The sequence below is a fragment of the Sporosarcina sp. AD_1 genome (assembly GCF_057373025.1).
This window is the reverse complement of record NZ_JBPVIR010000001.1, coordinates 374,714-399,363: the sequence shown is the minus strand read 5'-3', so window position 1 is coordinate 399,363 and position 24,650 is coordinate 374,714. Positions and strand designations below refer to the sequence as shown.

20 protein-coding genes and 1 other annotated feature are annotated in these 24,650 nt (G+C 44.4%); of the genes, 12 read left to right on the top strand and 8 right to left on the bottom strand.

The genetic code is table 11. From position 1 onward, the window contains the following. Positions 1-76: 76 nt before the first annotated feature. Positions 77-1,075, top strand: coding sequence for a catabolite control protein A (gene ccpA, locus ACSW3C_RS01950; RefSeq protein ID WP_486560586.1), 999 nt, complete (start codon positions 77-79; stop codon positions 1,073-1,075). A 118-nt stretch (positions 1,076-1,193) separates the two neighbouring features. Here the strand turns inward: ccpA and ACSW3C_RS01945 are convergent, their stop codons facing one another. Genes ACSW3C_RS01945 through ACSW3C_RS01935 form a run of 3 tightly spaced genes read right to left on the bottom strand, consistent with a single transcriptional unit; the run spans position 1,194 to position 3,638 of the window. Continuing rightward, positions 1,194-2,351 carry an acetoin utilization protein AcuC gene (locus tag ACSW3C_RS01945; RefSeq protein ID WP_486560585.1) on the bottom strand — a complete coding sequence of 386 codons (1,158 nt, stop codon included), beginning with the start codon at positions 2,349-2,351 and terminating at the stop codon, positions 1,194-1,196. Then, complete coding sequence (locus ACSW3C_RS01940; protein ID WP_486560583.1) at positions 2,348-2,989, bottom strand: acetoin utilization AcuB family protein; 642 nt, start codon at positions 2,987-2,989, stop codon at positions 2,348-2,350. Before ACSW3C_RS01940 ends, ACSW3C_RS01945 begins: the two co-directional genes overlap by 4 nt. A gap of 16 nt (positions 2,990-3,005) precedes the next feature. Next, complete coding sequence (locus tag ACSW3C_RS01935; protein ID WP_486560582.1) at positions 3,006-3,638, bottom strand: GNAT family N-acetyltransferase; 633 nt, start codon at positions 3,636-3,638, stop codon at positions 3,006-3,008. 179 nt (positions 3,639-3,817) lie between these two features. On the opposite strand from ACSW3C_RS01935, the gene acsA reads away from it, so the two are divergent. Next, positions 3,818-5,536, top strand: a complete 1,719-nt coding sequence (gene acsA / locus ACSW3C_RS01930) for an acetate--CoA ligase (protein ID WP_486560581.1) — start codon at positions 3,818-3,820, stop codon at positions 5,534-5,536. A gap of 39 nt (positions 5,537-5,575) precedes the next feature. Here acsA and ACSW3C_RS01925 read toward each other — a convergent pair whose 3' ends face one another. Continuing rightward, positions 5,576-8,581 (bottom strand): transglycosylase domain-containing protein, encoded by a 3,006-nt coding sequence (locus tag ACSW3C_RS01925; protein WP_486560580.1) that lies wholly within the window; start codon positions 8,579-8,581, stop codon positions 5,576-5,578. Positions 8,582-8,688: 107 nt separating this feature from the next. Further along, positions 8,689-8,893 (top strand) — a binding site (T-box leader). 49 nt (positions 8,894-8,942) lie between these two features. Here ACSW3C_RS01925 and tyrS point away from each other — a divergent pair. After that, positions 8,943-10,211, top strand: a complete 1,269-nt coding sequence (tyrS, locus tag ACSW3C_RS01920) for a tyrosine--tRNA ligase (protein WP_486560579.1) — start codon at positions 8,943-8,945, stop codon at positions 10,209-10,211. Between the two features lie 43 nt (positions 10,212-10,254). Here the strand turns inward: tyrS and ku are convergent, their stop codons facing one another. Beyond that, on the bottom strand, positions 10,255-11,082 hold the full coding sequence (ku, locus tag ACSW3C_RS01915) for a non-homologous end joining protein Ku (protein WP_486560578.1): 828 nt from the start codon (positions 11,080-11,082) through the stop codon (positions 10,255-10,257). A 99-nt stretch (positions 11,083-11,181) separates the two neighbouring features. On the opposite strand from ku, the gene ACSW3C_RS01910 reads away from it, so the two are divergent. Beyond that, on the top strand, positions 11,182-13,008 hold the full coding sequence (locus tag ACSW3C_RS01910) for a DNA ligase D (RefSeq protein ID WP_486560577.1): 1,827 nt from the start codon (positions 11,182-11,184) through the stop codon (positions 13,006-13,008). A gap of 88 nt (positions 13,009-13,096) precedes the next feature. Here the strand turns inward: ACSW3C_RS01910 and ACSW3C_RS01905 are convergent, their stop codons facing one another. Then, a complete protein-coding gene (locus ACSW3C_RS01905) occupies positions 13,097-13,480 on the bottom strand; it encodes a VOC family protein (RefSeq protein ID WP_486560576.1) in 384 nt (127 codons plus the stop codon). A gap of 219 nt (positions 13,481-13,699) precedes the next feature. Between ACSW3C_RS01905 and ACSW3C_RS01900 the strand changes: the two genes are divergently transcribed. Together ACSW3C_RS01900 and ACSW3C_RS01895 are read left to right on the top strand one after the other, a co-directional pair. After that, positions 13,700-14,281 (top strand): hypothetical protein, encoded by a 582-nt coding sequence (locus ACSW3C_RS01900; RefSeq protein WP_486560870.1) that lies wholly within the window; start codon positions 13,700-13,702, stop codon positions 14,279-14,281. Positions 14,282-14,661: 380 nt separating this feature from the next. After that, entirely contained in the window at positions 14,662-15,117 is a 456-nt protein-coding gene (locus ACSW3C_RS01895) for a YoqH family protein (RefSeq protein WP_486560575.1), read from the top strand. 93 nt (positions 15,118-15,210) lie between these two features. On the opposite strand, the gene rpsD is transcribed toward ACSW3C_RS01895, so the two are convergent. Next, positions 15,211-15,813, bottom strand: a complete 603-nt coding sequence (rpsD, locus tag ACSW3C_RS01890; RefSeq protein WP_238082640.1) for a 30S ribosomal protein S4 — start codon at positions 15,811-15,813, stop codon at positions 15,211-15,213. A gap of 341 nt (positions 15,814-16,154) precedes the next feature. Between rpsD and ACSW3C_RS01885 the strand changes: the two genes are divergently transcribed. From ACSW3C_RS01885 to ACSW3C_RS01865, 5 genes are all read left to right on the top strand, one after another. Beyond that, positions 16,155-18,017, top strand: a complete 1,863-nt coding sequence (locus ACSW3C_RS01885; protein WP_486560574.1) for a GGDEF domain-containing protein — start codon at positions 16,155-16,157, stop codon at positions 18,015-18,017. A gap of 256 nt (positions 18,018-18,273) precedes the next feature. Continuing rightward, positions 18,274-18,618, top strand: a complete 345-nt coding sequence (locus ACSW3C_RS01880) for a hypothetical protein (protein WP_486560573.1) — start codon at positions 18,274-18,276, stop codon at positions 18,616-18,618. Positions 18,619-18,636: 18 nt separating this feature from the next. Next, positions 18,637-19,599, top strand: a complete 963-nt coding sequence (locus tag ACSW3C_RS01875) for a hypothetical protein (protein ID WP_486560572.1) — start codon at positions 18,637-18,639, stop codon at positions 19,597-19,599. A 133-nt stretch (positions 19,600-19,732) separates the two neighbouring features. Beyond that, on the top strand, positions 19,733-20,935 hold the full coding sequence (megL, locus tag ACSW3C_RS01870; protein WP_486560571.1) for a methionine gamma-lyase: 1,203 nt from the start codon (positions 19,733-19,735) through the stop codon (positions 20,933-20,935). Positions 20,936-21,257: 322 nt separating this feature from the next. Further along, entirely contained in the window at positions 21,258-21,410 is a 153-nt protein-coding gene (locus tag ACSW3C_RS01865) for a hypothetical protein (protein WP_486560570.1), read from the top strand. A gap of 787 nt (positions 21,411-22,197) precedes the next feature. Here ACSW3C_RS01865 and ACSW3C_RS01860 read toward each other — a convergent pair. Beyond that, positions 22,198-22,677: a GAF domain-containing protein gene (locus tag ACSW3C_RS01860; protein WP_486560569.1), complete on the bottom strand. Its 480-nt coding sequence runs from the start codon at positions 22,675-22,677 to the stop codon at positions 22,198-22,200. A gap of 214 nt (positions 22,678-22,891) precedes the next feature. On the opposite strand from ACSW3C_RS01860, the gene ezrA reads away from it, so the two are divergent. Then, the gene (gene ezrA / locus ACSW3C_RS01855; protein ID WP_486560869.1) at positions 22,892-24,583 is read left to right on the top strand and encodes a septation ring formation regulator EzrA; all 1,692 of its coding nucleotides are present in this window, start codon (positions 22,892-22,894) and stop codon (positions 24,581-24,583) included. Positions 24,584-24,650: the final 67 nt, after the last annotated feature.

Here is a 24,650-nt window from a genome sequence, read left to right as displayed (position 1 = left end):
GGCGTCGGACCTTTTACGGATCCGGCGTTTTGTTTATAATGAAGATAGGACATATTTGCAGGAAGGGGAAAGGTCAATGGCGGTGACAATATATGATGTGGCACGAGAAGCGAATGTCTCGATGGCTACGGTTTCGAGGGTCGTCAATGGCAATCCTAATGTGAAGCCGGCAACCCGTAAAAAGGTGTTGGATTGCATCGAGCGGCTGGGCTATCGGCCAAATGCGGTAGCGAGAGGGCTGGCAAGTAAGAGAACAACAACAATCGGAGTCATCGTGCCCGATATTTCGAAAAGCTACTATGCGGAGCTTTCGAGAGGGATCGCAGACATTGCCACGATGTATGAATATAATATTATTCTTTCGAATTCCGACAAACGGGCGACGAGGGAAATGGAGCTTTTTGAAGACCATCTCGGAAAACAAGTGGATGGACTTATTTTTATGAGTGATTCCATTTCGGATGAGATGAGAAAAGAGATGGTCACAGCTCATATTCCGATTGTATTAGCAGGCACGCTGGAATCGGATACGGATATGCCTACGGTTAATATTGACCACGAACAGGCTGCTTATGATGCGACCAAAAAGCTGATTGATAACGGGCATACGAGGATAGTCCACGTATCGGGTCCATTCTCCCGAGATATCAATCGGCTCTGCAAGCGAGTCGGATATGAGCGGGCTTTGCGTGAAGCGGGATTGCCAGTTTCGGAAGAGTATATTATTGAAACGGACAATACATACGATGATGCGTATGATAAATGGAAGCTTGTACGGGATTTGTCTGAAAAGCCGACAGCCATTTTTGCCGGCAATGATGAAATAGCGGTCGGCATATTGAACGGCATTCGGGATGAAGGGCTGTCTGTACCGGAAGACTTCGAACTCATCTGCTTCGAACATACTTTACTTTCAAGAGCCGTCCGTCCGCAACTAACGACGATAGTCGTTCCGTTATACGATCTTGGTGCGGTGTCCATGCGTTTATTGACGAAGTTAATGAACGGAGAAGAAGTGGACGATCCGGATGTCATTTTGCCATACCGGATGGAAGAACGGGAATCAACGAAATAACAAAAAAGGACATCCTCTCGATCATTCGACAGGATGTCCTTTTTGATTGAAAACCTGTGGTGTTGCCCTGTTCTTTTTGTTTCCTTGGGACAAATGGAGCAGGCAATCATTGCGCTCCTTATTTTTCATTTCGAATGATATGTAATGCACGGTTGGCCATCTGTGCATTTTTCTCCGTAATTTCACCTTTTCTTGGGATGGGCTCATATAATGGATTCGGATCATCCCATGTTCCAATTAACGGGACAGGCGATTGTGGCTGCCATTCATCAAGCCAGTCCTCAGGCAAAGCGCCGCTTGGCGAAGGTATTTGTTTCATTGCAAGCCATATTTGGGACCAGGCTCTCGGCACAACTCGCCAAATATCATAGCCCCCTCCTCCGACCGCAATCCACCGGCCGTCACAATATTCCTCCGCTATTTCCCTCGCAAGACGTGGAATTTGCTTGTAGATTTCCATTGTTCCGTATAAGTGCGTCAGCGGATCAAAGAAATGGGCGTCCGCCCCGTTTTGGGTGAGCAGAACATCCGGTTTAAAGAATTCGGCTACTTCTCGCAGGGAAGTCCGGTAAATATCCAAAAATGATTCGTCCTCTGTAAACGCATCAATCGGAAAATTGAAGCTCGTTCCATAGCCGTCCCCGTTTCCGCGCTCTGTCACATTGCCTGTTCCCGGGAATAAATATCGGCCGGTTTCATGGATGGAAAGCGTGCAGACCGAGGGATCATCGTAAAAAGTCCATTGCACACCATCTCCATGATGCGCGTCCGTATCGACATAGAGGACACGGGCATTGTATTTTTGCTGCAAATATTTGATGGCTACCGAGCTGTCATTGTAAACACAGAATCCGGAAGCCTTCCCCTGGAAGCCATGATGCAGGCCACCGCCCAAATTCACAGCATACCGTGAGTGACCTTCCATTACCTGATCCACAGCGGTCAGTGTCCCGCCGACAAGCGTTGCACTTGCTTCGTGCATGCCTTGGAAAATAGGGGTGTCCTCCGTTCCGATGCCATACAAATCAGCCACTTCTTCGCCGACCTCTCCCCGTCCCGCTCTCTTGACGATGTCAATGAACTTTTCATCATGGGCAAGAAGCAGCTCGTTATCTGACGCCATCCTCGGCGCGATAATATCGTCATCATTAATCGCGTTGATTTTGCGCAATAAATCAAGTGTCATGACGATTCTTTTTTGATTGAACGGATGGGTATCCGAAAATGAGTATCCAAGTTGGTCTTCTGAGAAAACGAAAAGTGCATCCTTCTTCATTGCTGTGCGCCTGGGAAATTTGGCCATAAGACTTCGAAACCGCTTTCTTTTAAACCTTGTATGGTTTGCAAGGGATTCATCGTTTTGATGCGGATGACCAATATTTTATGATCTTCGTTTTCCTTGTCCGGGTAGACGAGGACACTCAATACATTCGTATTTTGTTCATGAAACACCTTGGAAACTTCGAATAGGATGCCTGGTACGTTCGGAACCCGTACTTCAATTTGTGAACCCGGCTGGTGTGCGCCGGTCAATTCAATATAATTGTATAAAAGATCAGTCTCAGTAATGATTCCTACCAATTTTCCGCCCGATACGATGGGCAGACATCCGATTTGATTTTCATAGAACAGCACTGCGGACTCCTCTACAAAATCCATCGGGTGACCCGTGATCGGATTAGAAGTCATAATATTCGTCAACGGCAGATCGAGTGGATGCTGTTCAATCTCAGCAAGCAGTGTAGGGGCTGCCTCCTTTAAATCCCGATCGGAGACGACACCGACCAGTTGTTCCTCGTCCAAAATAGGCAAATGGCGGATTTTATGGTCCCGCATGATCTGCAAGGCATCTCGGACAGTGTGCTCAGTTGTCAGTGTGACGACTTCTTTTTTCATTATCTCTTCAACTAGCATAGGTAAAACCTCGCTTTCAGTACATAAATCGGTTCATGAACCGCAGGCTGTCGAACTGCCGGATCGAATCTGGATCGACCCGTTTCCCAATACGGGCCATCAGGCAATTTGCAGGATGGGAACTGATCTCTGGATCGTCGGTTGCGTAATATTCCAAACCACCGGCATTCATCATTTTCTCCATCACTTTCCGGTATTCCCAGACATTCAGCTTCGTGCCTTTCAAATCCCAATGCCAGTAATATTCAGTCGTAATTGTAATATAATCTTCCATGGCGTCGTCCATCATCGACACTTCCAGCAGTGCTTTTCCGATGCCGCCGCCACGAAATTTAGGAATCACTTCGATCGCGCCAAGTTCAATTAAATTTTCCATCTTGCCTTGGGACCATCTTTCAAGCGGATCCGGATAAAGATACGTGACATACCCGACGATCTCATTCATTTCTCGTGCGATGATGATGCGGCCTTCCGGAAGATCGGCGATTTCAATGAGTGCTTTATGCTGCTGTTCAGGCGGCCTGAAAGCCACTAAATGCTCATGAAAATCAAGGGTTGCCAATTTGGAAGAGGGGATCGGCCCTTCAATGATGACATTGCCGTTCCGGTGTTTGATTTCCATCGCATTGTACGTTTTTATATGTTCCAACAAATTCACCGTCCCTGAATAAATTACCTCTCTTTTCAGTATACAATAAAAAACTTCCTGTGCCGCCCATTATTATTACAAATTAAATAACAATACGAAAAATATTAATTTATTAGCCAATATAATGAGAATATTGTAGAATAAAGAATGTTATAGTTTCTAGAAAGGGTGATATGCATATGGTAACCAAAATTTTACCTGTCGTTCAAGGAGAATATAATTTGGGGGATTACGAAACGACAGTTAAAGAGTTTTCATGGGAGGAAGCTGAAAAGCAGTTCAGCTGGCACGAAACAGGACTGGTTAACATCGCACATGAAGCGGTGGACCGCCATGCAGATTCTTTTCGTAAAAACAAAGTTGCGCTCTATTACAAAGATTCGAATCGGAAAGAAGCGTATACGTTTCATGAGATGAAAAAGATGTCCAACAAGGCAGCCAATGTGCTTCGGGACTTTTCATCATTGGACAGGGAGGACCGTATTTTTGTATTCATGCCTCGCTCTCCAGAATTATATTTTGCTATTTTAGGAGCTTTGAAGAACGGAGCAATCGTCGGGCCGCTATTTGAAGCATTCATGGAAGGTGCAGTATACGACCGGTTGGCAGACAGTGAGGCGAAGGTGATCATCACGACGCCTGAGCTGGTAGAACGAGTGCCCGTGGATCGTCTACCACATTTGAAGCACATTTTTTTAGTTGGAGAGGGAATCGAAGAAAATGAACGCTTTATTGATTTTAATAAGCATCTGAAGGCAGCATCTCCCTATTTCCAAGTGGAGTGGATGGAGAAAGAGTCTCCTACCTTGCTGCACTATACATCCGGCTCGACAGGCAAACCGAAAGGGGTCCTGCACGTTGAGGCAGCGATGGTGCAGCAGCTGCAAACAGCCAAGTGGGTTCTCGACTTGAAAGAAGAGGATGTCTTCTGGTGTACGGCGGACCCTGGCTGGGTGACAGGGACGGCCTATGGTATTTTCGGTCCGATGCTGGCGGGTGCGACATCTTTGATCGTCGGCGGACGCTTCTCGCCGGATATCTGGTATGAAGCGATTCAGGATTATAGCGTATCAGTTTGGTACAGTGCACCGACTGCTTTCCGAATGCTGATGGGAGCTGGCGCTGGACCGATTGAAAAGTACGATCTCTCCTCATTACGCCATATTTTATCTGTCGGGGAGCCATTGAATCCGGAAGTCATCCGCTGGGGCATGGAAGTGTTCAACCTAAGAATACATGATACATGGTGGATGACCGAGACAGGCGCGCAGACTATCTGCAATTTCCCAGCGATTCCGATCAAACCAGGCAGTATGGGAAAACCGGTGCCTGGCATTGAAGCAGCAATTGTAGATGACCAAGGCAACGTCCTCCCGCCGAATCGAATGGGGAACTTGGCGATCCGCAAAGGCTGGCCGGCCATGATGCGTCAAATCTGGAATAATCCCGAGAAATATGCATCCTATTTCTTAAATGATGAATGGTATGTATCCGGCGATTCTGCTTATATGGATGAGGATGGCTACTTCTTCTTCCAGGGCCGTGTGGATGACGTGATCATGACGAGTGGAGAAAGGGTTGGTCCGTTTGAAGTAGAAAGCAAACTTCTTGAGCACCCTGCTATCATTGAAGCAGGTGTAATCGGCAAGCCCGATCCGGTACGTGGGGAAATCATCAAGGCGTTTGTCGCACTGCAAGCAGGATATGAGCCGTCGGATGAATTAAAAGAGGATATCCGGCAATTTGTTAAACGTGAATTGGCTGCGCATGCAGCTCCGCGTGAAATTGAGTTCAAGGATAAACTGCCGAAGACCCGAAGCGGAAAAATTATGCGACGTGTTCTGAAGGCGTGGGAACTGAATTTGCCGACAGGTGATTTATCGACAATGGAAGACTAATAGAAAAAACTGGATCGCTCAATAGCGATCCAGTTTTTTTTATCTGTCATCATCCTCATCTTTTGGAGGAGGATTTTTCCCGTTATTCCCATGGCCGTTTCCATTGCCAGAACCGTTGCCATTGTTGTTACCATTACCATTATTGTTGCCGTTGTTGCCTTTATTATCATTCGGATCTCCTGAATTTCCGTTGTTTTGTCCAGAGCCAGGATTTCCATTATCGGATGGTGGTGTAGGCGTCGGATTTTCGTGATCTCCCTCGCCCTCATCTTCACCTGTATCGGCCGGAGGTTCCGGACTTCCGATGGTTACAATGTTCGAGCCTGGAGATAACAATCCAGTAATATCAACTGCACGGACATAATAGGAACCAGGACCAGCAGAATATGAATTAGATGACGAATCACGGATTGTCGCTACCCTTTCATTATCCCGATAGACATAATAGCCGATGACATCATTGGATGCCGATTCAGTCCATGTAATAGTTGAACCATTGGCACTTGCCTGGACTCCAGCCGGGTTCGCTCCGTCTGCGTTAAAGACTGAGCCTGAAACGACATTGGAGGCGAAAATGGATTTGCCGGAGAATAATTTTGAACCATCTCCGCCGAAAGGTCCAAGCATCCGTTTGATAAATTCTTCGTTCACTCCGGTGCCACCCGATACAATAAACTCACTAGGCGTAGAAGGGAGTGCCAAATATTTTACACCTTTCACCGATACATAGGACGCGCTAATAATGCTGTCATCCGGCTTCGTCGGCACCATAACCTTCGAGTTGAACAAGTCCGAACGTACAAGGCCAGCCGCAGAACAAGCGTTAGATGGTGCTAAACCTGAGATGCCGCAGAAACTGCGTGTTACAACGCCAGCCGGCTGTTTGAACTTCGAGCCCGCTCCCACGATGTCTGGACGAGCGGCGTTCGCGGTATTCAACAGCCTGCCAAATAGCATGCTCGTTCTTGTTGTCGGATGCAGTTGAGATGAGCCGCGAGAATATAGTTTTCGCGTCTGGTCCTTATAGCCGAGCCAAATGCCAAGCGATACATTTGGATTATAGCCGACGAGCCAAGCGTCGCCATATCCTTGCGTCGTCCCTGTTTTGGCAGCTAGATCAAGAGAGAAATTCATGTTTTTTGGAACTTGTTGGCCTGTGCCCCCCGGTTTGACGACATCTCTCAACATATCGGTAATAATATACGCCGTCTCCGGACTAAATACTTCTACCGGTTCACTCTTATGCTCGAAAATGACATTTCCCTGTGCATCTTCTATTTTCTCAATCATATACGATTGAATAAATTGACCGCCATTTGCAAAAGTTGCAAATGCATTTGTGTTTTCTTCAACGCTCGCACCAACAGTAAGCGCTCCTAGGGAAGCAGACTGATTCACGTAATCCGCCTCTGTAAGTTTCTTGAAATTCATTTTCTCCAAGAATTCCATTGGCCGGCGGTCACGAATTTCTTCGTAAAGACGGGCAGTCGGCAAGTTCAAAGAACGGGCGAGCGCCTCGCGGGCAGGCAAGATGCCGTCTTCTTGTTCCGCAAAGTAGTTGCTAACTTTCCAGTTTGGAGTATCGATTTTTAAGTCGACAACTGGACTGCCTGCTCCAATAACTCCATATTCAATAGCTGGCGCATAGACGAGAAGCGGTTTGATGGAAGAGCCGTTTTGGCGATGGGCTTGAGTCGCATAGTTGTAACTAGGCTTATCATCCAATCCGCCAATAAAGGACAAAATGCGTCCCGTTTTGTTTTCGATTAAGATGGATCCGACTTGGACAGGGTCGTCGACTAACACCGTTTCGCCTGTTTCCGAATCCTTTTCTTCTCTTGTGTAGGTGAATCCGTAATGCTCAAAGTTTTTCGCAACCTCATTCATCTTGTCATACAATGTTTGATCGATTGTGGAATAAATGCGATAACCGCCTGTTTTCATTTCACGTTCTGCAAGAATTAGATATTTCTCTTTAAGCTTATGATTCTGTTCCAGCCGTTCCAATTCGATATCATCCCGTTTGGCGAGAACTTCCACTAGAATATCGGTCGTCCGTTTCTGAATTTCCTGGGTGAGGTACGGATACCTGCTAGTAGGGCGATCTTTATCAGTACGTAAATCCTTTGTAATGTCATAAGCGATTGCCTTTTCATATTCCTGCTTCGTAATATAACCGGTTTCCTTCATCCGGAACAGTACTGTTTTCATCCGGTCAATACCCGGTTTCAACGCTTCATCCGATTTCACGCCGCCACCATATTTCCCGCTTTTAAATGGTGTATAAGCGAATGGCGCTTGAGGGATCCCGGCAATATAGGCAGCCTGTGCCAAATTCAAATCCTTCGCGTTTAATCCGAAAATACCTTCCGCGGCGGTTTCTACGCCGGCGATATTGTCACCGTGCACATTTCTTCCATAAGGAATGATGTTCAGATAAGCTTCCAGAATTTCATCTTTGTTCATGAAGTGTTCGAGTCGCATCGCAAGAAGGATCTCTTTCGCTTTCCGTTCGTAGGACACTTCGTTCGTCAAGATTTGGTTTTTAATCAATTGCTGTGTCAATGTGGATCCGCCTGTTTGGCTGTCGGAATTTGTGACATCCTGCAACAATCCACGGAAAATCGCTTTCGGCACAATACCGTTATGTGTCATGAAGTATTCGTCTTCTGTAGCAAAGACGGCATCAATTAAGTAAGGCGAAACATCTTTCAGCTTCGTCTCCCGTCTTTCGATATCCGAGCTCACTTTGCCCAAATACTTGTTATCGGCAAAGAAAATCTCGGAGGTTTCTTCATAATTAAAGATCTCACTGCGCATTTCCTGCTTCGTCCGGAGCGGTTCTTTTGCAACCAAAGATGCGAAATAGCCTGCACCGACAGAAGCGGCAAAGACACTCAGCGTCAAACCGAAAATCAAGAAAAGAAGAAATAAGTTCCACACTACGCCTGTCGTGATGCGTACGCCTTTGGCCCATCTCTTTTTCTTCATATCTTCAAACTTTTCTTCTATCAGATCGATCCGATTTTTTCGTCTTTCGCTCAAGTCGTTCTCCCCCCTAAAATCTTTCCTATTATAGCACATTTTTCGGAGGACCGAAGATTATGTTTGACAAGTAACTATTTTGTACTACAATAAGGGATATATCTTTTTATTGCGTGATGAAAAAGTCGGAGTAGCAGCGTTTGATCCGTATAGAGAGGCAGCGGTTGGTGGAAGCTGTCCGGTAGGGCGTTTGTGAATTACAGCTTTGGAATGCAATCGCGGGCGCGGCGTTAAAGCGAAAAAGCGGAGAAGCATTCGTTTCTCAAGCTGGGTGGTACCGCGTTACACAACATTGTGATGAACGTCCCTGCATAATTCTTTTGAATTGTGCAGGGCTTTTTTACTTTTAGGAGGGGTCCAATTGAAGAATGAACTACTGGAAGATTTGAAATGGAGAGGGCTGCTGTATCAGCAAACCGACGAGGAAGGTTTGGAGAAAGTATTAAATGAAGAGAAAATTTCTCTTTATTGCGGTACAGATCCAACTGCGGATAGCTTGCACATCGGCCACATCGTGCCATTTTTGACATTACGCCGTTTTCAGCTCCATGGGCATCGCCCGATTGTCCTTGTAGGAGGGGCAACAGGAATGATCGGTGACCCGTCATTCCGTGCGGATGAGCGTCAATTGCTTTCAGATGAACAAATCGCACAAAACGTAGCGGGCATTCGGAAGCAGCTTGAACAGATTTTTGATTTTGCCAATACAAACGATGGCGCGATCCTCGTTGATAATAAAGATTGGTTCGGTGAAATGAGCGCAATCGACTTCTTGCGTGATTATGGGAAGCTGTTGAGCGTTAATTATATGCTGGCCAAGGAAAATGTCGCATCTCGTTTGGAAACCGGCATTTCGTACACCGAGTTTTCTTATATGCTCATCCAAGGAGCAGACTTCAACCACCTATATGACCATTATAATTGCCGTCTGCAAGTCGGCGGGTCAGATCAATGGGGCAATATTACGACAGGTCTTGAATTCATTCGGAAGACACATGACGACAATGCAAAAGCATTCGGCATTACCATTCCGCTTATTACTAAATCGGATGGTACGAAATTCGGTAAGACAGCTGGCGGAGCGGTCTGGCTGGATCCGAAGAAAACTTCGCCATATGAGTTCTACCAATTCTGGATCAATACAGCGGATGCAGATGTCATCAAGTACTTGAAGATCTTCACGTTCATGAACAAAGAAGAGATCGAAGCATTGGAAGTTTCTGTTCAGGAAGAGGCCCATTTGCGGAAAGCGCAAAATGCGTTAGCTGAGGAGATGACTCGCCTGATCCATGGCCAGGAAGCGCTCGAGCAAGCAATCCGGATTTCCAAAGCGCTATTCAGCGGTGATTTGAAGTCGCTCACCGTTGCAGAAATGAAGGACGCATTTAAAGATGTGCCGACGGTGGAAATGGAGAAGGTCGACAAAAATATTGTCGATTTCATTGTGGAAGCCGGCGTATCACCGTCCAAACGCCAAGCGAGGGAAGATGTGACGAATGGTGCGATTTCCTTTAACGGGGAAAAGGTGACTGATTTAGAGTACACGGTAACGTCTACAGACCGGTTGGACGACGCATTCACGATTGTGCGCCGAGGCAAGAAGAATTATAAAATGGTGAAATTCCTTTAATAGGAAAAAGCTGTTCGTCTATGACGGACAGCTTTTCTTTATACTACGCATTTTTCTTTGCAGCCGCTTTTTTCCTCGGGGCCGGCTTTTTCTTTTTCGTCTGATCGAGAGAAGCTTGGAGCGCGGCCATCAGATCGGTCACGTTGGAAGGTGCGGCTGGCTGCTTCTCGCTGGCTGCCACTGTGCGGTTTCCGGATTTTTTCTCCTCAATCAAATCCATCAAGGCTGTCCGGTATTCATCCGTATATTTCGTTGGATCAAAAGCAGTCGTTAATTGATCAACTAATAAGAGAGCGGTATCCAATTCTTTTTGAACGACGGAATCTGCGCTTGGAATATTCGGTACCTCCTGCACATTCCGCACTTCATCTGGAAAATGGATCGTTTCCATTAATAGCGCATCCTTGTAGACACGGACTACAGCGAGCTGTTCTTTTGAACGGATAATAATTTTTGCGACCCCGATTTTTCCTGAATCCTGAAGGGCTTTGCGCAATAAGGCGTACGCTTTGCCGCCACTCGCATCGGGGGCCATGAAATAGCTCCGCTCGAAATAAATCGGATCAATTTCCTCCAATTTGACGAAGTCGATAATCTCTACGGCTTTGTCTTCATTCTCCTTTTTCAGCTTCTCCAGTTCCTCGTCGTCGAGCACGACAAACTTGTTCTTCGTATATTCATACGCTTTCACAATTTCCTCGTTTTGGACTTCCTTTGCACAAACTGGGCATACTTTTTGATAACTGATCGGTGAATGGCATTCTTTATGAAGCTGGCGTAATTTCACATCGTTGTTTTCCGTGGCGGCATGGAGTTTGATTGGAATATTGACAAGACCGAAGCTAATGCTTCCTTTCCAAATGGTATGCATAGTGTCACCCGCTTTTTCATTAGTATGGAAAGCGTTTGGATTCCTATGTATATGAAATGAGTTATGCCAAACAATAACGTAAACAGTGAGGTGAAATGCATGAAACCAATGCTGCTGACAGACGCGGATACTATCCCGGAAGGTAAAGATTGGATATATGAAACGAAATACGATGGCTTTCGGTGCCTATTGGAATGGTCAGAAACGGCCATCATACTGACGAGCCGGAATGGAAACAGGCTGAATGAGATGTTCCCTGAAGTCATTCGTTTTTGCTATGAAGTGCAAGATAAGATAAAGACTTTATTACCGATACAACTCGATGGAGAATTGGTTCATCTGCAAAATAATTATAAAAGCGAATTTGCTGTTGTCCAGACGAGAGGGAGGATGCGAAAGTCGGATGCCATACGCAATCAGTCCATGCGTTTTCCGTGTCATTATGTCGTGTTTGATTTGCTGCAATGGAAGGGGAAAGATATTGCAGGAGAACCACTAGATAAGAGGAAAAAGAAGCTGCTCGCCGTCTTTGAGAAATTAGAGTTACCGGTCTCAGTTGATTACGCCAAAAGTGAATCCTTGCAGCTCATCGAGCATTCTACAGACGCCTCAACGATGTGGGAAACCATTCAAATACATAATGGCGAAGGGCTTGTAGCCAAGAAAATAACTAGTGTCTGGTCCAATGAAAAGCGAACACCACATTGGGTGAAGGTGAAAAATTGGAAAACGGTTCATGTCATTGTCACCAAATATGAAGCAGGCAACGGCTTCTTCACGGGCAGCGTGTACAAAGAGGATGAGCTCCTCGATATCGTGACATTCCGGCATGGTTTAGCTGACGATGAATTTCAGGCACTTGCGAGTTTGTTCACTTCGAATGGGACGAAAACCGAGGCGGAAACATGGCGGGTAGATCCATCGATTTGTGTACAGGTCAATTGTATTGATTTTGACGGGAAACATTTGCGCGAACCGAGGTTTCACAGTTTCAGCTTTGACTGGAGGGCAGAACAGTGTACTTGGAAGCAAATGCTCCGGGAGGTAAATCCGATAGCCGATACTGTGCCAATTACGCATCCGGACAAACCGGTTTGGCCGAAGATGGGAGTTGAAAAAGATGATTTTTTGTATTATCTTCAAGCAGTTTTTCCTTATATGGGACCGTTCCTGCACAACAGGCTGCTTACAGTCATCCGCTATCCGCATGGGGTTGTCGGCGAACGTTTTTATCAGAAAAACGCTCCTGATTATAAGCCGGATTTTGTTGTGACAAAGAGAGAGGAAGGCATCGATTATCTCCTTTGTAATGACATCCAGACTTTGCTCTGGCTCGGAAACCAGTTGGCGCTTGAATATCATATCCCTTTTCAAACGATTGATACGGCCTGCCCGACAGAAATTGTCTTTGATTTGGATCCTCCTTCCGTTCAGGAGTTTTCATTAGCTGTTGAGGCGGCATTGCGACTGAAGGTAATTTGTGATCAATTCAAATTGGAATCCTTCGTTAAAACATCGGGCGGGAAAGGGCTGCAAGTATATATCCCTCTTCCGTTTGATACATTCACGTATGACGAGACGCGCATATTTACCCAATTTGTAGCCGATTTTTTATGCGGGCAGGAACCGCAATGGTTCACAACGGAAAGACTGAAAAAAAACAGGGGAAACCGGCTGTACATCGATTATGTCCAGCATCATGAAGGCAAAACAATTGTCGCCCCATATTCTACGCGAGGCGGCGAACTGGCAACTGTCGCAACACCTCTCGAATGGCAGGAAGTATCCAGTCAATTGCGACCGGAAATGTTCACCATCCCAACTGTATTGGAGCGGCTGAAACAAATCGGAAACCCATTTCGGAACTTCAAGGACGTTGGAGCCAATCAGCCGTTTGGAGAAGTATTGCAGCAGTTGACCGAGTAATGGAGTGTATGAAGAAAGACAGAAGGCAGCCCGACATCGAAAACGATGGGCTGCCTTCTTTTCATGTTGGTGCCATTTTCTTTTCAACTCAACAGTTACAAATCATTAAGACATTGCCGTCTGGGTCTTGGAAATTAAAATACGCAAAATCACCGATCCGCTCGATTTCTCGAGTGACAATAATTTGATTGGCTTGGATGAATTGATAGGCTTCATCAATATCCTCAACGAATAAATTAAATAGTACATGGGAAGAAGGAGCCAGCGTAAAACCAGGATCGAATGTATGGTCATCTAATGTCAGACCAGTTTCGCCAGTAACGGGAATATTATGAACCGGTGATTCAATGGTTGCTTCATCAATAGATAGACCAAGAAGATTAGCATACCACTGGACCGATCTCTTTAAATCGCTGACATGGATAAACACATTATTGATTTTGCATGCAATAGGTGAAGCTTGTACTGTCATGGGAAAGGTACCGCCTTTCATAGGATTCTTTTATTATTCGACACATCACTCTTTCGTTCCTCTAAATAGTTCAATTTTTATTAGGCGGTAGTTTTAGCATTGTCACTGATGGACTGTAAGAAGCGGGGGATGCACCGAAGATATCCCGGTTGAATATATATGTACTGACCTAAGTATGAAAGTTGGAGTGGTACAGTGAATCAGTATTATGGGAATCGAATGCCGATAAACACAATGCAGCCCGTGAATTGTTATAGCAAGGCGCAGGTTGAATTATGGAATAAAAACCGGCTTCTCTGGCAGCAACATGTCACATGGACACGGATGGCGATCACAGCAATAGTTTTCAAAGTGCCTGATTTGAAATACGTACTCGCACGCCTATTGCGCAATGCAACCGACATGGGCGACTCCCTGAAACCGTATTATGGAGAACAAATAGGAAACATATATAGTAATCTCATCTCAGAACACTTGATGATCGCCGCGGATTTAGTAACCGCCGCTGTCAATGGGGAAACGGAAAAGGCAGCACAGAAAGAAAAGGAATGGTACCGGAACGCAGACGAAATCGCTGAATTCCTAAATCAAATCAATCCATACATCGACAAAGAGGCATTTCGTAAGATGCTATATTCTCATCTGGCATTGACGAAGCTGGAAGCAGTCTGTATGATTCAAAAGAATTTTGAGCTGGAAGTGCAAGTATTCGACCAGATTGAAGCGGAAGCATTAATGATGGCGGATATGATATCGGATGGCATATTCAAGCAGTTCTCGTATATGTTTATTCCACGGTAGGGTGGCAGTAGTAAAAGAAGAGATGCATGGCCCCATTTCATTTGACAGAAGGAAAGTAAGTCCATAAGGGATCTACAGCTCACCTGATGCTGGCCAAAAAAATGATAATTTATCTTTTCATCTCTGTTTTTATAGTTGTTATGTTTTGGGGATACATTATTACTATTCCCATAGATGAACATTATAGTAGATACACAAAATTCAGTCATAATCGGTTCTTGTGCTAATAGGTAAACTTGGAAATGGTTGAGCTGCATTGATTTCTCTTTTATCATATTGAACTAACGGAGCGGGTTGGCTCAACAAGGAACAATTGAAGAACAATAAATATGGAGTTTTAGGGAAGAATAATGCTAAACAAAATTTAAGGAGTATCAGAAATGAAAAAAATGCTTCTTAGCCTTATCTTCGTTTTAGTAATTCTTCCTTCACAAGCATACTCTGAGGATAAAACTAAAGAGTTGCCACCTTGTTCAGTAATACTTGATCCAACAAAAAACGCAACTGAAAATTCCAGAGGAGTAGCACTAATTTATAATATTGAGAGAAAATTTAATGATGAACGAACAAGTCTCAGTGTTCACGCACTTCATTTACCTAATCCATCTAGTTTTGGGGATTATGACGGCTATGAAGTATTAGCATATGTTCCGAAGGAAATAAGTTGGATTTTCTCATTGTCTCCTTTTACAAATAACGGAGAAACTACTTGGGCTGGGAAGTTGGATGAAGTTTCACCTGTAATGCGACCTACTCGTATCAAGGTACGAACAGTCAATACTACGACCAAGAATACGGGTCCTATTGTACTTGAAAAAATAATGAAGCCTTGCTGAACTAACGCGTGTATTAGTTCAATAAGAATAATAAAAAACCCTCGAAAACCACGCTATTAAGCGGATTTCGAGGGTTTTTAGTAATGCTAGTTATTAACGGCTGTAGAATTCAACGATAAGTGCTTCGTTGATTTCAGCAGCAAGTTCGCTGCGTTCAGGCATGCGGACGAATTGTCCAACTTTTTTATCAGCATCGAAAGAAACGTAGTCAGGAACATAGCTGTTCACTTCAAGCGCTTCGTTTACAGCTGTAAGGTTTTGAGATTTCTCGCGAAGAGAGATCTCTTGGCCTGGTTTTACGCTGTAAGATGGGATGTCAACGCGTTTGCCGTCAACTAGGATGTGTCCGTGGTTGACAAGTTGGCGTGCTGCACGGCGAGTGCGTGCAAGACCCAAGCGGTATACTAGGTTGTCAAGGCGAGTTTCAAGAAGGATCATGAAGTTTTCACCGTGTTTACCTTGCATTTTACCAGCTTTGTTGAAGATCGTTTTGAATTGGCGTTCGTTTACGCCGTACATGAAACGAAGTTTTTGTTTTTCTTGTAATTGCAATCCGTATTCGGAAAGTTTCTTACGTTGGTTAGGACCGTGTTGTCCTGGTGCATAAGGGCGTTTTTCAATTTCTTTCCCAGTACCGCTTAGCGAAATGCCAAGACGACGGGACAGTTTCCAAGATGGACCTGTATAACGAGCCATGAGAGACTCCTCCTCTAATTGGTTTTATTTTGTTGTAAAATAAGAACCAGAAGTGTTCATGCCGCACGCCATTCTATTATCTTGCATCCTCGCCTCAGCAGCCATAAGGTTACTCGATGCACCTTCTTAAAAGGAATAGACTGGACAATCCGGAACACACTACTGCTGCAACTATTTTACACAAGTTCCATCATACCGTTTCGTCTTCCGCCAGTCAAGGAAATTATCATGGCAGCACGAAGATTGTCGCAATTTATTAATGGCAATTATAGGTGTAATGCATTACTATGGAAGAAAGGAAATAATGGTACGTTTACGATTGTAGCAGGGGTGACATCGGTATGAATCATCAAACGATTTTATATGAAATGAAATGCGGACTTTTTGATTTGAGCGCAAATACAATGGAAGGGCTTCCATTGGAGCAGACATTCGAAGCACTGCAATGTCTCTTCTCGTCCCATTTCGGTATTGACCAAGCTGATTTCCTCTTGTATGAAAGCAACCGGTTCTTGCCGGTCTGCAAGCACGGGAAAGAGTCGACAGAGGCGCTGTTATCCAACTACATCGACAGTCGGGAACTTTTTAACGATAAGGAATTCATTGTTCAGATTACTGAACGGGGATATGGGTTTGCGGACGATTATCTCATTTTTAGGAATAATGATTTAGATCCGCTTGGCGCGATGCTATTTCGGTCGACAGACTTATGGCACTCCTTTGCCTCGACTCCATTATTGCATGAGTTGAAAAAGGCAGTCAGTGTTTTTATCGACCAAGTGGTAAGCCAGCATTCTCTTCGTGAGAAGGAGAAGAATTATAGAAAGCTATTCGAAGTGACGGAGCTGTTCAATGCCACAATGGACAGTGCGGTAATATTGGATGGTGTGGTGAAAGCTGTCACCCAAACGTTCCCTTCGTTCCAAGTGGACTTGCTGCTATCTCATGAGCAGAAGGGGAAATCCTTCTCTTATCGATTGTTTGATTATTTAAATGAGCGAGCTTCCGCGGTGGATGCGTTCTTATCAGGAGAATTGACGATCGAGCATGCGTCAGACTTGGCCAGAAGCATTTTGAATGTTCCCATCAAAGGGCGGCAAGGCATCTATGGTGTCCTGCAAATCATTGCTCCGGAAGGTACGGACTTCTCGGCGATGCAACGAAGCTTTGTGCGCATGATATCGAATGCGGCTGGCAATGGATTGGAAAACGCTTCATTATATGACCAATCCCACCGGCTCGTAGAAGATTTGCAGCTAGTGAATGAAGTATCTCGAAATCTAAACAGTAATCTTGAGATGATCGATATGCTCCGATTTCTCAAACAGCAGTTAATCAAAGCATTTCAGCCGATGGAGATCGCTTTTGTGTTTTATGAAGAGAGTGGAGAATACAAAGTTTCCTCTGTCAGTTCCAATTTCTTTTTTGAACTGGGAGGAACCGATTATTTAGAGTTTGCCTCGACCCGCTTGCAAGGCGGAGCTGAGTCCATATTCGAAGCGAATATTCATCTGGCTGTAAAGGAACCGGCACGTTTTCCTTTCAAATCGCTCGTTTCGATCCCGATCACCCACCAAAAGGAAATGACAGGGTTTGTTTTGCTGCTGCATAAAGATGAATACTTCTTTTCTTTTGATAGCTTTAAATTAATGAGGTCCTTGATCGGACACTCCTCTTTAGCCATTTCCAACTCTCAGCTTCGTGATAAATTGCAAGAGCTAGTCGACAAAGACAATTTGACTAAGTTGTTTACAAGAAGCTATTTGGACAACTACATGAAAAAGGCCATGGAGAATAATGAATCGGGAGTATTTATTCTCATTGATGTGGACGACTTCAAAATGGTGAATGATACGTATGGGCATGCTGTCGGAGACAAGGTGCTGAAACAAATTTCAGATGTGATCCTCGAAGCTGTGAAGGGAAGGGGAATTGCATGCAGATGGGGCGGTGAAGAGATAGCTATCTTTCTTCCGTCTATCTCCAAGCAGAAGGGAATTGATTTCGCCAGTGAATTGGTTGAACTCGTCCCAAAATCGACAGATCCGCAAGTTACGATTTCTGTCGGCATGAACAATTGGTCCCTCCATCAGAAAACGTCCTTCAAAGAGTTATTCCAAGATACGGACCAGGCACTTTATAAGGCGAAAAACACAGGGAAGAATCAGCTTGTTGTGCATGGAGGCTTTTTAACAAAAGTATGAGGTTTTTAGTCTCATCCTCAAGCTGTAGTTTAAATAGGCAGGAAGATGCCATCATTGAATAATTTCTTCTTGCCTGTTAATGGAATGGTCGTAGAAAGAAAAACAAAGATTTCTAACTATTGATAATATTTATAGCTGCATTAGAATTAATCTTAGTTCTGCAATGAGAGGAGCAAAAGGTAATGATGTAGCTTGGCACAGGACATTGAAAGAGGAGGAGTCATAGGTTGATTCGGAAGGTTACAGCGCTTTTTTTTTGTTGATGTTGGCGGCATGCGGCAGTACAAAAAACGGTGACGGATCATGGATTGAAAATGACATCACAGAATCACAATTGTCCAGCTTGCAAAGTGAGTATGACGCAGGCCATCGAGCGGGTCTGAATGATCCGGTTCAAGTGTCCAGGGAGTTTATCAGCTCGCTGCAGGGCATCGAGGTGGATGAGTCTGGGGAATCTGTAATTGAGGAACGTAGCGACCACACACAGCTAGCGGTCTTTCCATTGACGAATGGCAAATCAATAGAACTGGAGCTTGCCCATCCTAATGATGGGGAGGCAGGGATTTTATACGTGAAGAGGTACCGAATCGTTACGAAATGACGAAAAAGGAGCTTGTTATTGTATAAAAAGTTATGTCTGACTTTATTAGTTGTTCTGTCCATGTTGCTAAGCGGGTTTTGGGTGAACGAGGTGCAAGCGGATGGCAGCGCCGATTTTAAATCTGATAACCCGCTGTACGGTGATAAGGAAGTGCTTAATTACCTGCTGTGGACGATGGATGAGAAGCTAGAGAAGGACGTAGAAAAGTTGCAGGAAGACTTGAGCCTATCTGATAAGGAATTGGACTTTCTTAAAGAGTGGGGACTGAAAGAAAGATCCATGGTCATGGAAAGCCTTAATCAACTTTCACCGCAGGATCAGCAAGATGCTGCGACCTTTAATAGAATTGCCGAAGATGTCTTCGCGCAGCGGAATCTCGCGTTACAGGACTTTTTCGGTGAGAGATACACATTGCTAGAAGCCTGGATATCGGAATGGTGGAAGGAAGAGATTGATTATCGGAATCAATGGCTTGCTGCCAGAACGGATGTCAATGCGGATATAGATAGAGTATCTGGAGTATTTGCGACACAATACAATCCGAATACGAGCGGTGCGTATGAAGTGGCGTTGCCGGATAAGTACGTCAAGTTTGCAAATTTAGGATGGATATCAAACATTCCATCGAATTTACGAACGATCTACGGAAAGCCGCCGTATGTCGTAAACGTATACAATCCGGCAACTGGCAGGTCTGTCCGCAGTGTTAAGGTCGATGAAGTAGGACCTTGGAACACAGACGATAATTACTGGGATGCTAAAAACGGGACGAATCCTCGCAGGAAATTCACCGATTTGCCATTAGGAATTCCGCAAGCCTATGCGGCATACACGAACGGCCATAATGGCGGAAAGGATCAGAGCGGGCGGAAGGTTCTGAATCCAGCCGGAATCGATTTGACGCCTCGTGTGGCGACGGATTTGGGATTAAAAAGCCTGCAAAATGCCTGGATTGATGTGAGATACGAATATTTGCCGTAATGGTATTTCTTTATAATATAAGTCTTGTCTTCTAAAGTTTGGAAGACAAGGCTTTTTCTTTTTCGCAACGAAGTAGTATAATAGAGAAAGGGGAATGTAAGCGATTTCATTTAAACGAAAGGTGGAGCAAACTATGAAACTTCATAAGGACACAAGCGTCATTCACGAGGGGTATGATGACTCGGAGCATCACGGAAGTTTGGCGGTGCCTCTTTATCAAACATCGACTTATTCATTTGACACTGCGCTGACTGGGGAAAAGCGTTTTTCAGGTGAGGAGTCCGGCAACATCTATTCCAGACTCGGCAATCCGACGGTACGTGTGCTGGAAGAGAGAATGACAGTGCTGGAGAAAGGTGAAGGCAGCCTTGCTTTCGGCTCGGGCATGGCAGCGGTCAGTTCCATTCTTGTTCATTTAACTAAGGCTGGTGATCACATCCTGTGCTCAAGAGGCATTTATGGATGTACGTTTGGATTGCTATCAATAATGGAAGAGAAGTATGGTATTACGCATGATCTCATTAGGATGACGACGGAAGAAGAAATAGAGAAAGCTGTAAAACCTGAAACAGTATGCATTTATGTAGAAACACCGATCAATCCGACTATGGAACTGGTGGATCTGCATGCGGTAGTAGCAGTTGCGAAGCGTCATGGACTCCGTGTCGTCGTTGACAATACATTCACGTCGCCTTATTTGCAAAACCCTTTGGAAATTGGAGCGGACTTTGTATTGCACAGCGCTACGAAATATATCAATGGACATGGTGATGTAATAGCAGGTCTTCTTGTTGGTAATGACAAGGAAGAAATGGAACGGATCCGCATGTCGGTTCAAAAAGATTACGGGGCGATCATGTCTCCATTTGATGCCTGGTTACTGATCCGTGGATTAAAGACGCTGCCTGTCCGGATGGAACGGCACACATCCAATGCTGAAAAATTAATCAAGTATTTAAAAGGAAAAACTTGTGTGGAAACCATCTATTATCCGTTCGATAATGATAACCCACAATATGATATTGCCAAACGTCAAATGAGCGCTGGCGGCGGTTTAATCTCCTTCACGGTAGAGGGAGGGAAAGCAGGGGCACAGCGATTCATGGACAGTTTGTCCCTGATCAAAATTGCAGTTAGTTTAGGAGATGCAGAAACTCTAATTCAGCATCCGGCAACGATGACCCATTCCAGTGTTCCCGAAAAAGAACGTCTGCAAATGGGCATTACCGATTCACTGCTCCGCCTCTCTGTCGGATTGGAGCATGCCGACGATCTGATTGCTGATTTGGAGCAGGCATTTGCTGTATTGGAACGCGATAATGTGAAGGCTTTATAAAACGATAGATAATAAGGCGGCCATTCATTTACTAAATGGTCGCCTCAGACTGTAGACAAAGTCACTTCGAGATGAATAGAAATGCATAAACCAACCGCCAGGGAGCGCAACTTCGCTTTCCATGGGCTTGGCTTCAGCCTACTCGTCACTTCGTTCCTGCGGGGTCTTCAGCTCAAGCTATTCCCATAGGAGTCTACGTTGCGCTCCCTGCCTTTGATATAATTTCTTTATGTTTAAGTAAATATGAAAGTTCTTTTAACTTCCTATATACAAGGTTCATCAATTTTATTATTACTAACATAACTTGTTAGCAGAACATCCGTTGATTGGAGCGGAAGGCGGCGACTCCTGGGGGATGAGCGGGACAGGTGAGACCCCACAGGAAGCGCAGCGGACGAGGAGGCTCACCGCCCGCCCCCCGGAAAGCGACCGCCAGAAGCGGAAATCAACTTTACTAGGAATCTTATGTGAGTAACAGTTGTTTATTATTTTTATACGAGACAACAAATTAATATGCTTTTGTCTACGCTCTGAGGCGACTATTCATTTACTAAATGGTCGCCTTAAATTATAAAAGAAATCAAGGGAATGAGGTCATTCCCCACGACTATCTAGGATTTAGGTTAATAACTCTGTTAAGATGTGGCTAATTTCTTATGGCAATTTGTGGTGGTGATATTCAAGACAATTTGGTAGGGATGCAGTCAGGCGGGTTATTTATAGGTTTTTTGCATAGTAAACTTTTTATGTAAATTTAATATTTAAAATTCCGGACTAGAAATATCCGTTTTTTACATTGTCATTAATGGTTAATGTGTAGCAATTATGTCTGTTCTCTCTTTATATATGTTTTTCGACCGCAACGAAAATCTACTTACTCATTTTAAAGGTAACTCTGTTGATTGTAGTGCAGCTGGCGACTCCTGCGGGAACAGCACGAGCGGAAGACCCTGGACGAAGCGAAGCGAAGGCCGTCACGAAGAACGGCTTTTGCGACAAAAAGCAGAGCGTTCGGAGCATAGGGCTGCCTTAATTTCTGTTAAACCCCAGAAATACGGCAAATCGAACCCTTCGCAGTTCGATTGGCTGAAGCCGTGCCCGCGGAAAGCGTCCAGCGCAACGGAAATCAACTTTACTAGAAGTATGATGAGATAGCAGCCAAGTTGATATATAATACAATATATTTGCTCTTGTTTAAGCTAAAAGGCGGCCATTCAATCAATCGAATGGCCGCCATTTCATATTACTAATAACTCTATAGATTATAAATGGGTGGCCAGAACTTCTACGAATGCTTCTAGGCCTTGACGGTCATCTTCCGTGAAGCGGTCCAGTTTGGGGCTATCGATATCAAGAACACCGATCAGTTCGCCGTCTTTAACGATGGGAACGACAATTTCGGATTGTGATGCTGCATCACAAGCAATATGGCCTGGGAACGCATTAACGTCTTCTACGACTATCGTTTCTTTGCGCTCTGCTGCTGTCCCGCAAACCCCTTTGCCCAGGGGAATCCGGATGCACGCCGGCAAGCCTTGAAAAGGGCCAAGCACAAGCTCCCCATCTTCCATTAAATAAAATCCAACCCAATTGATACGGTCAAAAAAGACATTTAATAGCGCGGAAGCATTGCTTAAGTTGGCATACCGGTTTCTTTCGCCAGATAAAAGAGCATCCAGCTGCTTTGTCAATTGCGAGTATTTTTCCTTCGGATCTGATGAATAAGTCACTGTCGTAAACATATAAAACGTCCTCCTTCAATACGATGTTCGCTTCACTCAGTATACGTCGAAAGTCTTTTTTTCTACAAATTTCATGCTTTCTCCAGATAAAAATGTATTTTTCCCTATAAATCATTCATTTATAACGCGAAAACTCTTTAAACATGTTACTATATAAGATAATATCAAATTAGAATGTCTCATTTCAGTGATGCGGAATAGGGGGATCACAATGATGAAATATTTCATCATTCCAATTTTACTTCTTATAGTACTCATAACCATCGCCTTTTTATTCAGGCGTAAACATATAGGTGAAATTAAGCGGTTGGAAAATGAAAAAATGCAAATACAGAACAAACCGATTTTTGAAGAAATGATGAAAGTTAAACAATTGAATATGACAGGCGAAACAGAAGAGAAATTCGAGCGGTGGCGGAATGAGTGGACAGAAGTCATTGACGTCCACATGCCAAATATCGACTCGATGCTTTTTGACGCCGAAGATATGGTCGATCGGTTTAAATTTAAAAAAGCGACCCAGACCGAAAAAGCTATCCAAGAGAAGATCCGTTATTGTGATAAACGGAAGAACGAAATATTGGATGAATTAAATGAATTGATTGGCAGCGAAGAAAAAAATCGCATTGAAATTGAAAAGCTGAAGGAACAATACCGGACGGCCCGCAAGACATTGCTTGCCCATCAGCATTCCTTCGGCGTTGCGATTGAAGCGTTGGAACAAGAACTTGAATCCTTCAATCCTAAATTTGAAGAGTACGACCAATTGACAGATAACGGAAATTATTTATTGGCACGAGAAATTGTGATCAATCTTTCTGCTAAGGGCGAACGCTTATCCGAATTGATTCATGACATACCGAGTTTGCTCGTTGAAGTGCAAAATAAGATTCCATCCGCCATCAGAGAGCTGCGTAATGGCACACGCGAAATGGAAGAGCAATCCTACAATCTGCAGCATCTTGAACTTCCTAAGCAACTTTCCGCAATTGAAACGAAACTTGATGAGATAATGGCTAAAGTGAAGCTGCTGGACATTGATGCCGTAAAACAGCAAGTTCAGGAGATGAATGATCAGATCGATTCATTTTATGATGCGCTTGAAAATGAGGTCATTGGGAAACAATATGTCGACAGCCACTATGAAAAAGTGTCTGCAGAGCTTGAATCCATGACTCGCATGACAAGGGACATTTCCAATGAAGCAGTCTATGTTCAACAAAGTTATCGTTTAGAAGATGATGAAGCTAAAATACCTCAAACTGCTGTAAAACGCTTGGAAGCATTGCAAAAGCGTTTCTCTACGCTCGCTTTCATGTTTGAGGAGCAAGGATCTGCTTATACCACTTTGCAGCAAGAGCTGAAAAGCATTGCTGATGAAATGGAGCAGATTGCGGAAGAGCAGGAAAATTTCGCGAACCGGATTAAAAATCTCCGGATTGATGAAAATAATGTACGGACCAAGCTGGCTGACCTGACGCGTGAATTGCAGGCGGCGGACCGCAAACTGCATAAAGCCAATATACCTGGAATTCCAGATGAAATGGATGCGAGGCTGGAGGAAGCGGAAGAACAGATTTTCCTTGTCTCACAAAGTTTACAGGAAGTGCCGTTAAACATGGCATTGGCAGAATCGTATTTGAAAAATGCTGAAAAAGCCGTCCATGATGTAAACGAAAAAGTCGATCAAATGCTGGAAAATGTAATGCTGATCGAATTGATCATTCAATATGGCAACCGATTCAGAGCTTCAAATCCGCTAGTGCATGCAAGATTAATGGATGCGGAAGAGTCATTCCGTCAATTCCGATATGCAAAAGCGCTTGAAGAGGCTGCGACTGCGGTCGAAGAAATGGAACCGGGTGCTATGAAGCGTATTGAGGAAATGTTGAAGGAGCATGTCTAACACTGTTAACATAGCCACCGGCATATCATATGCAGGTGGCTTTGTCACGCTTATAATGAGGGATTCC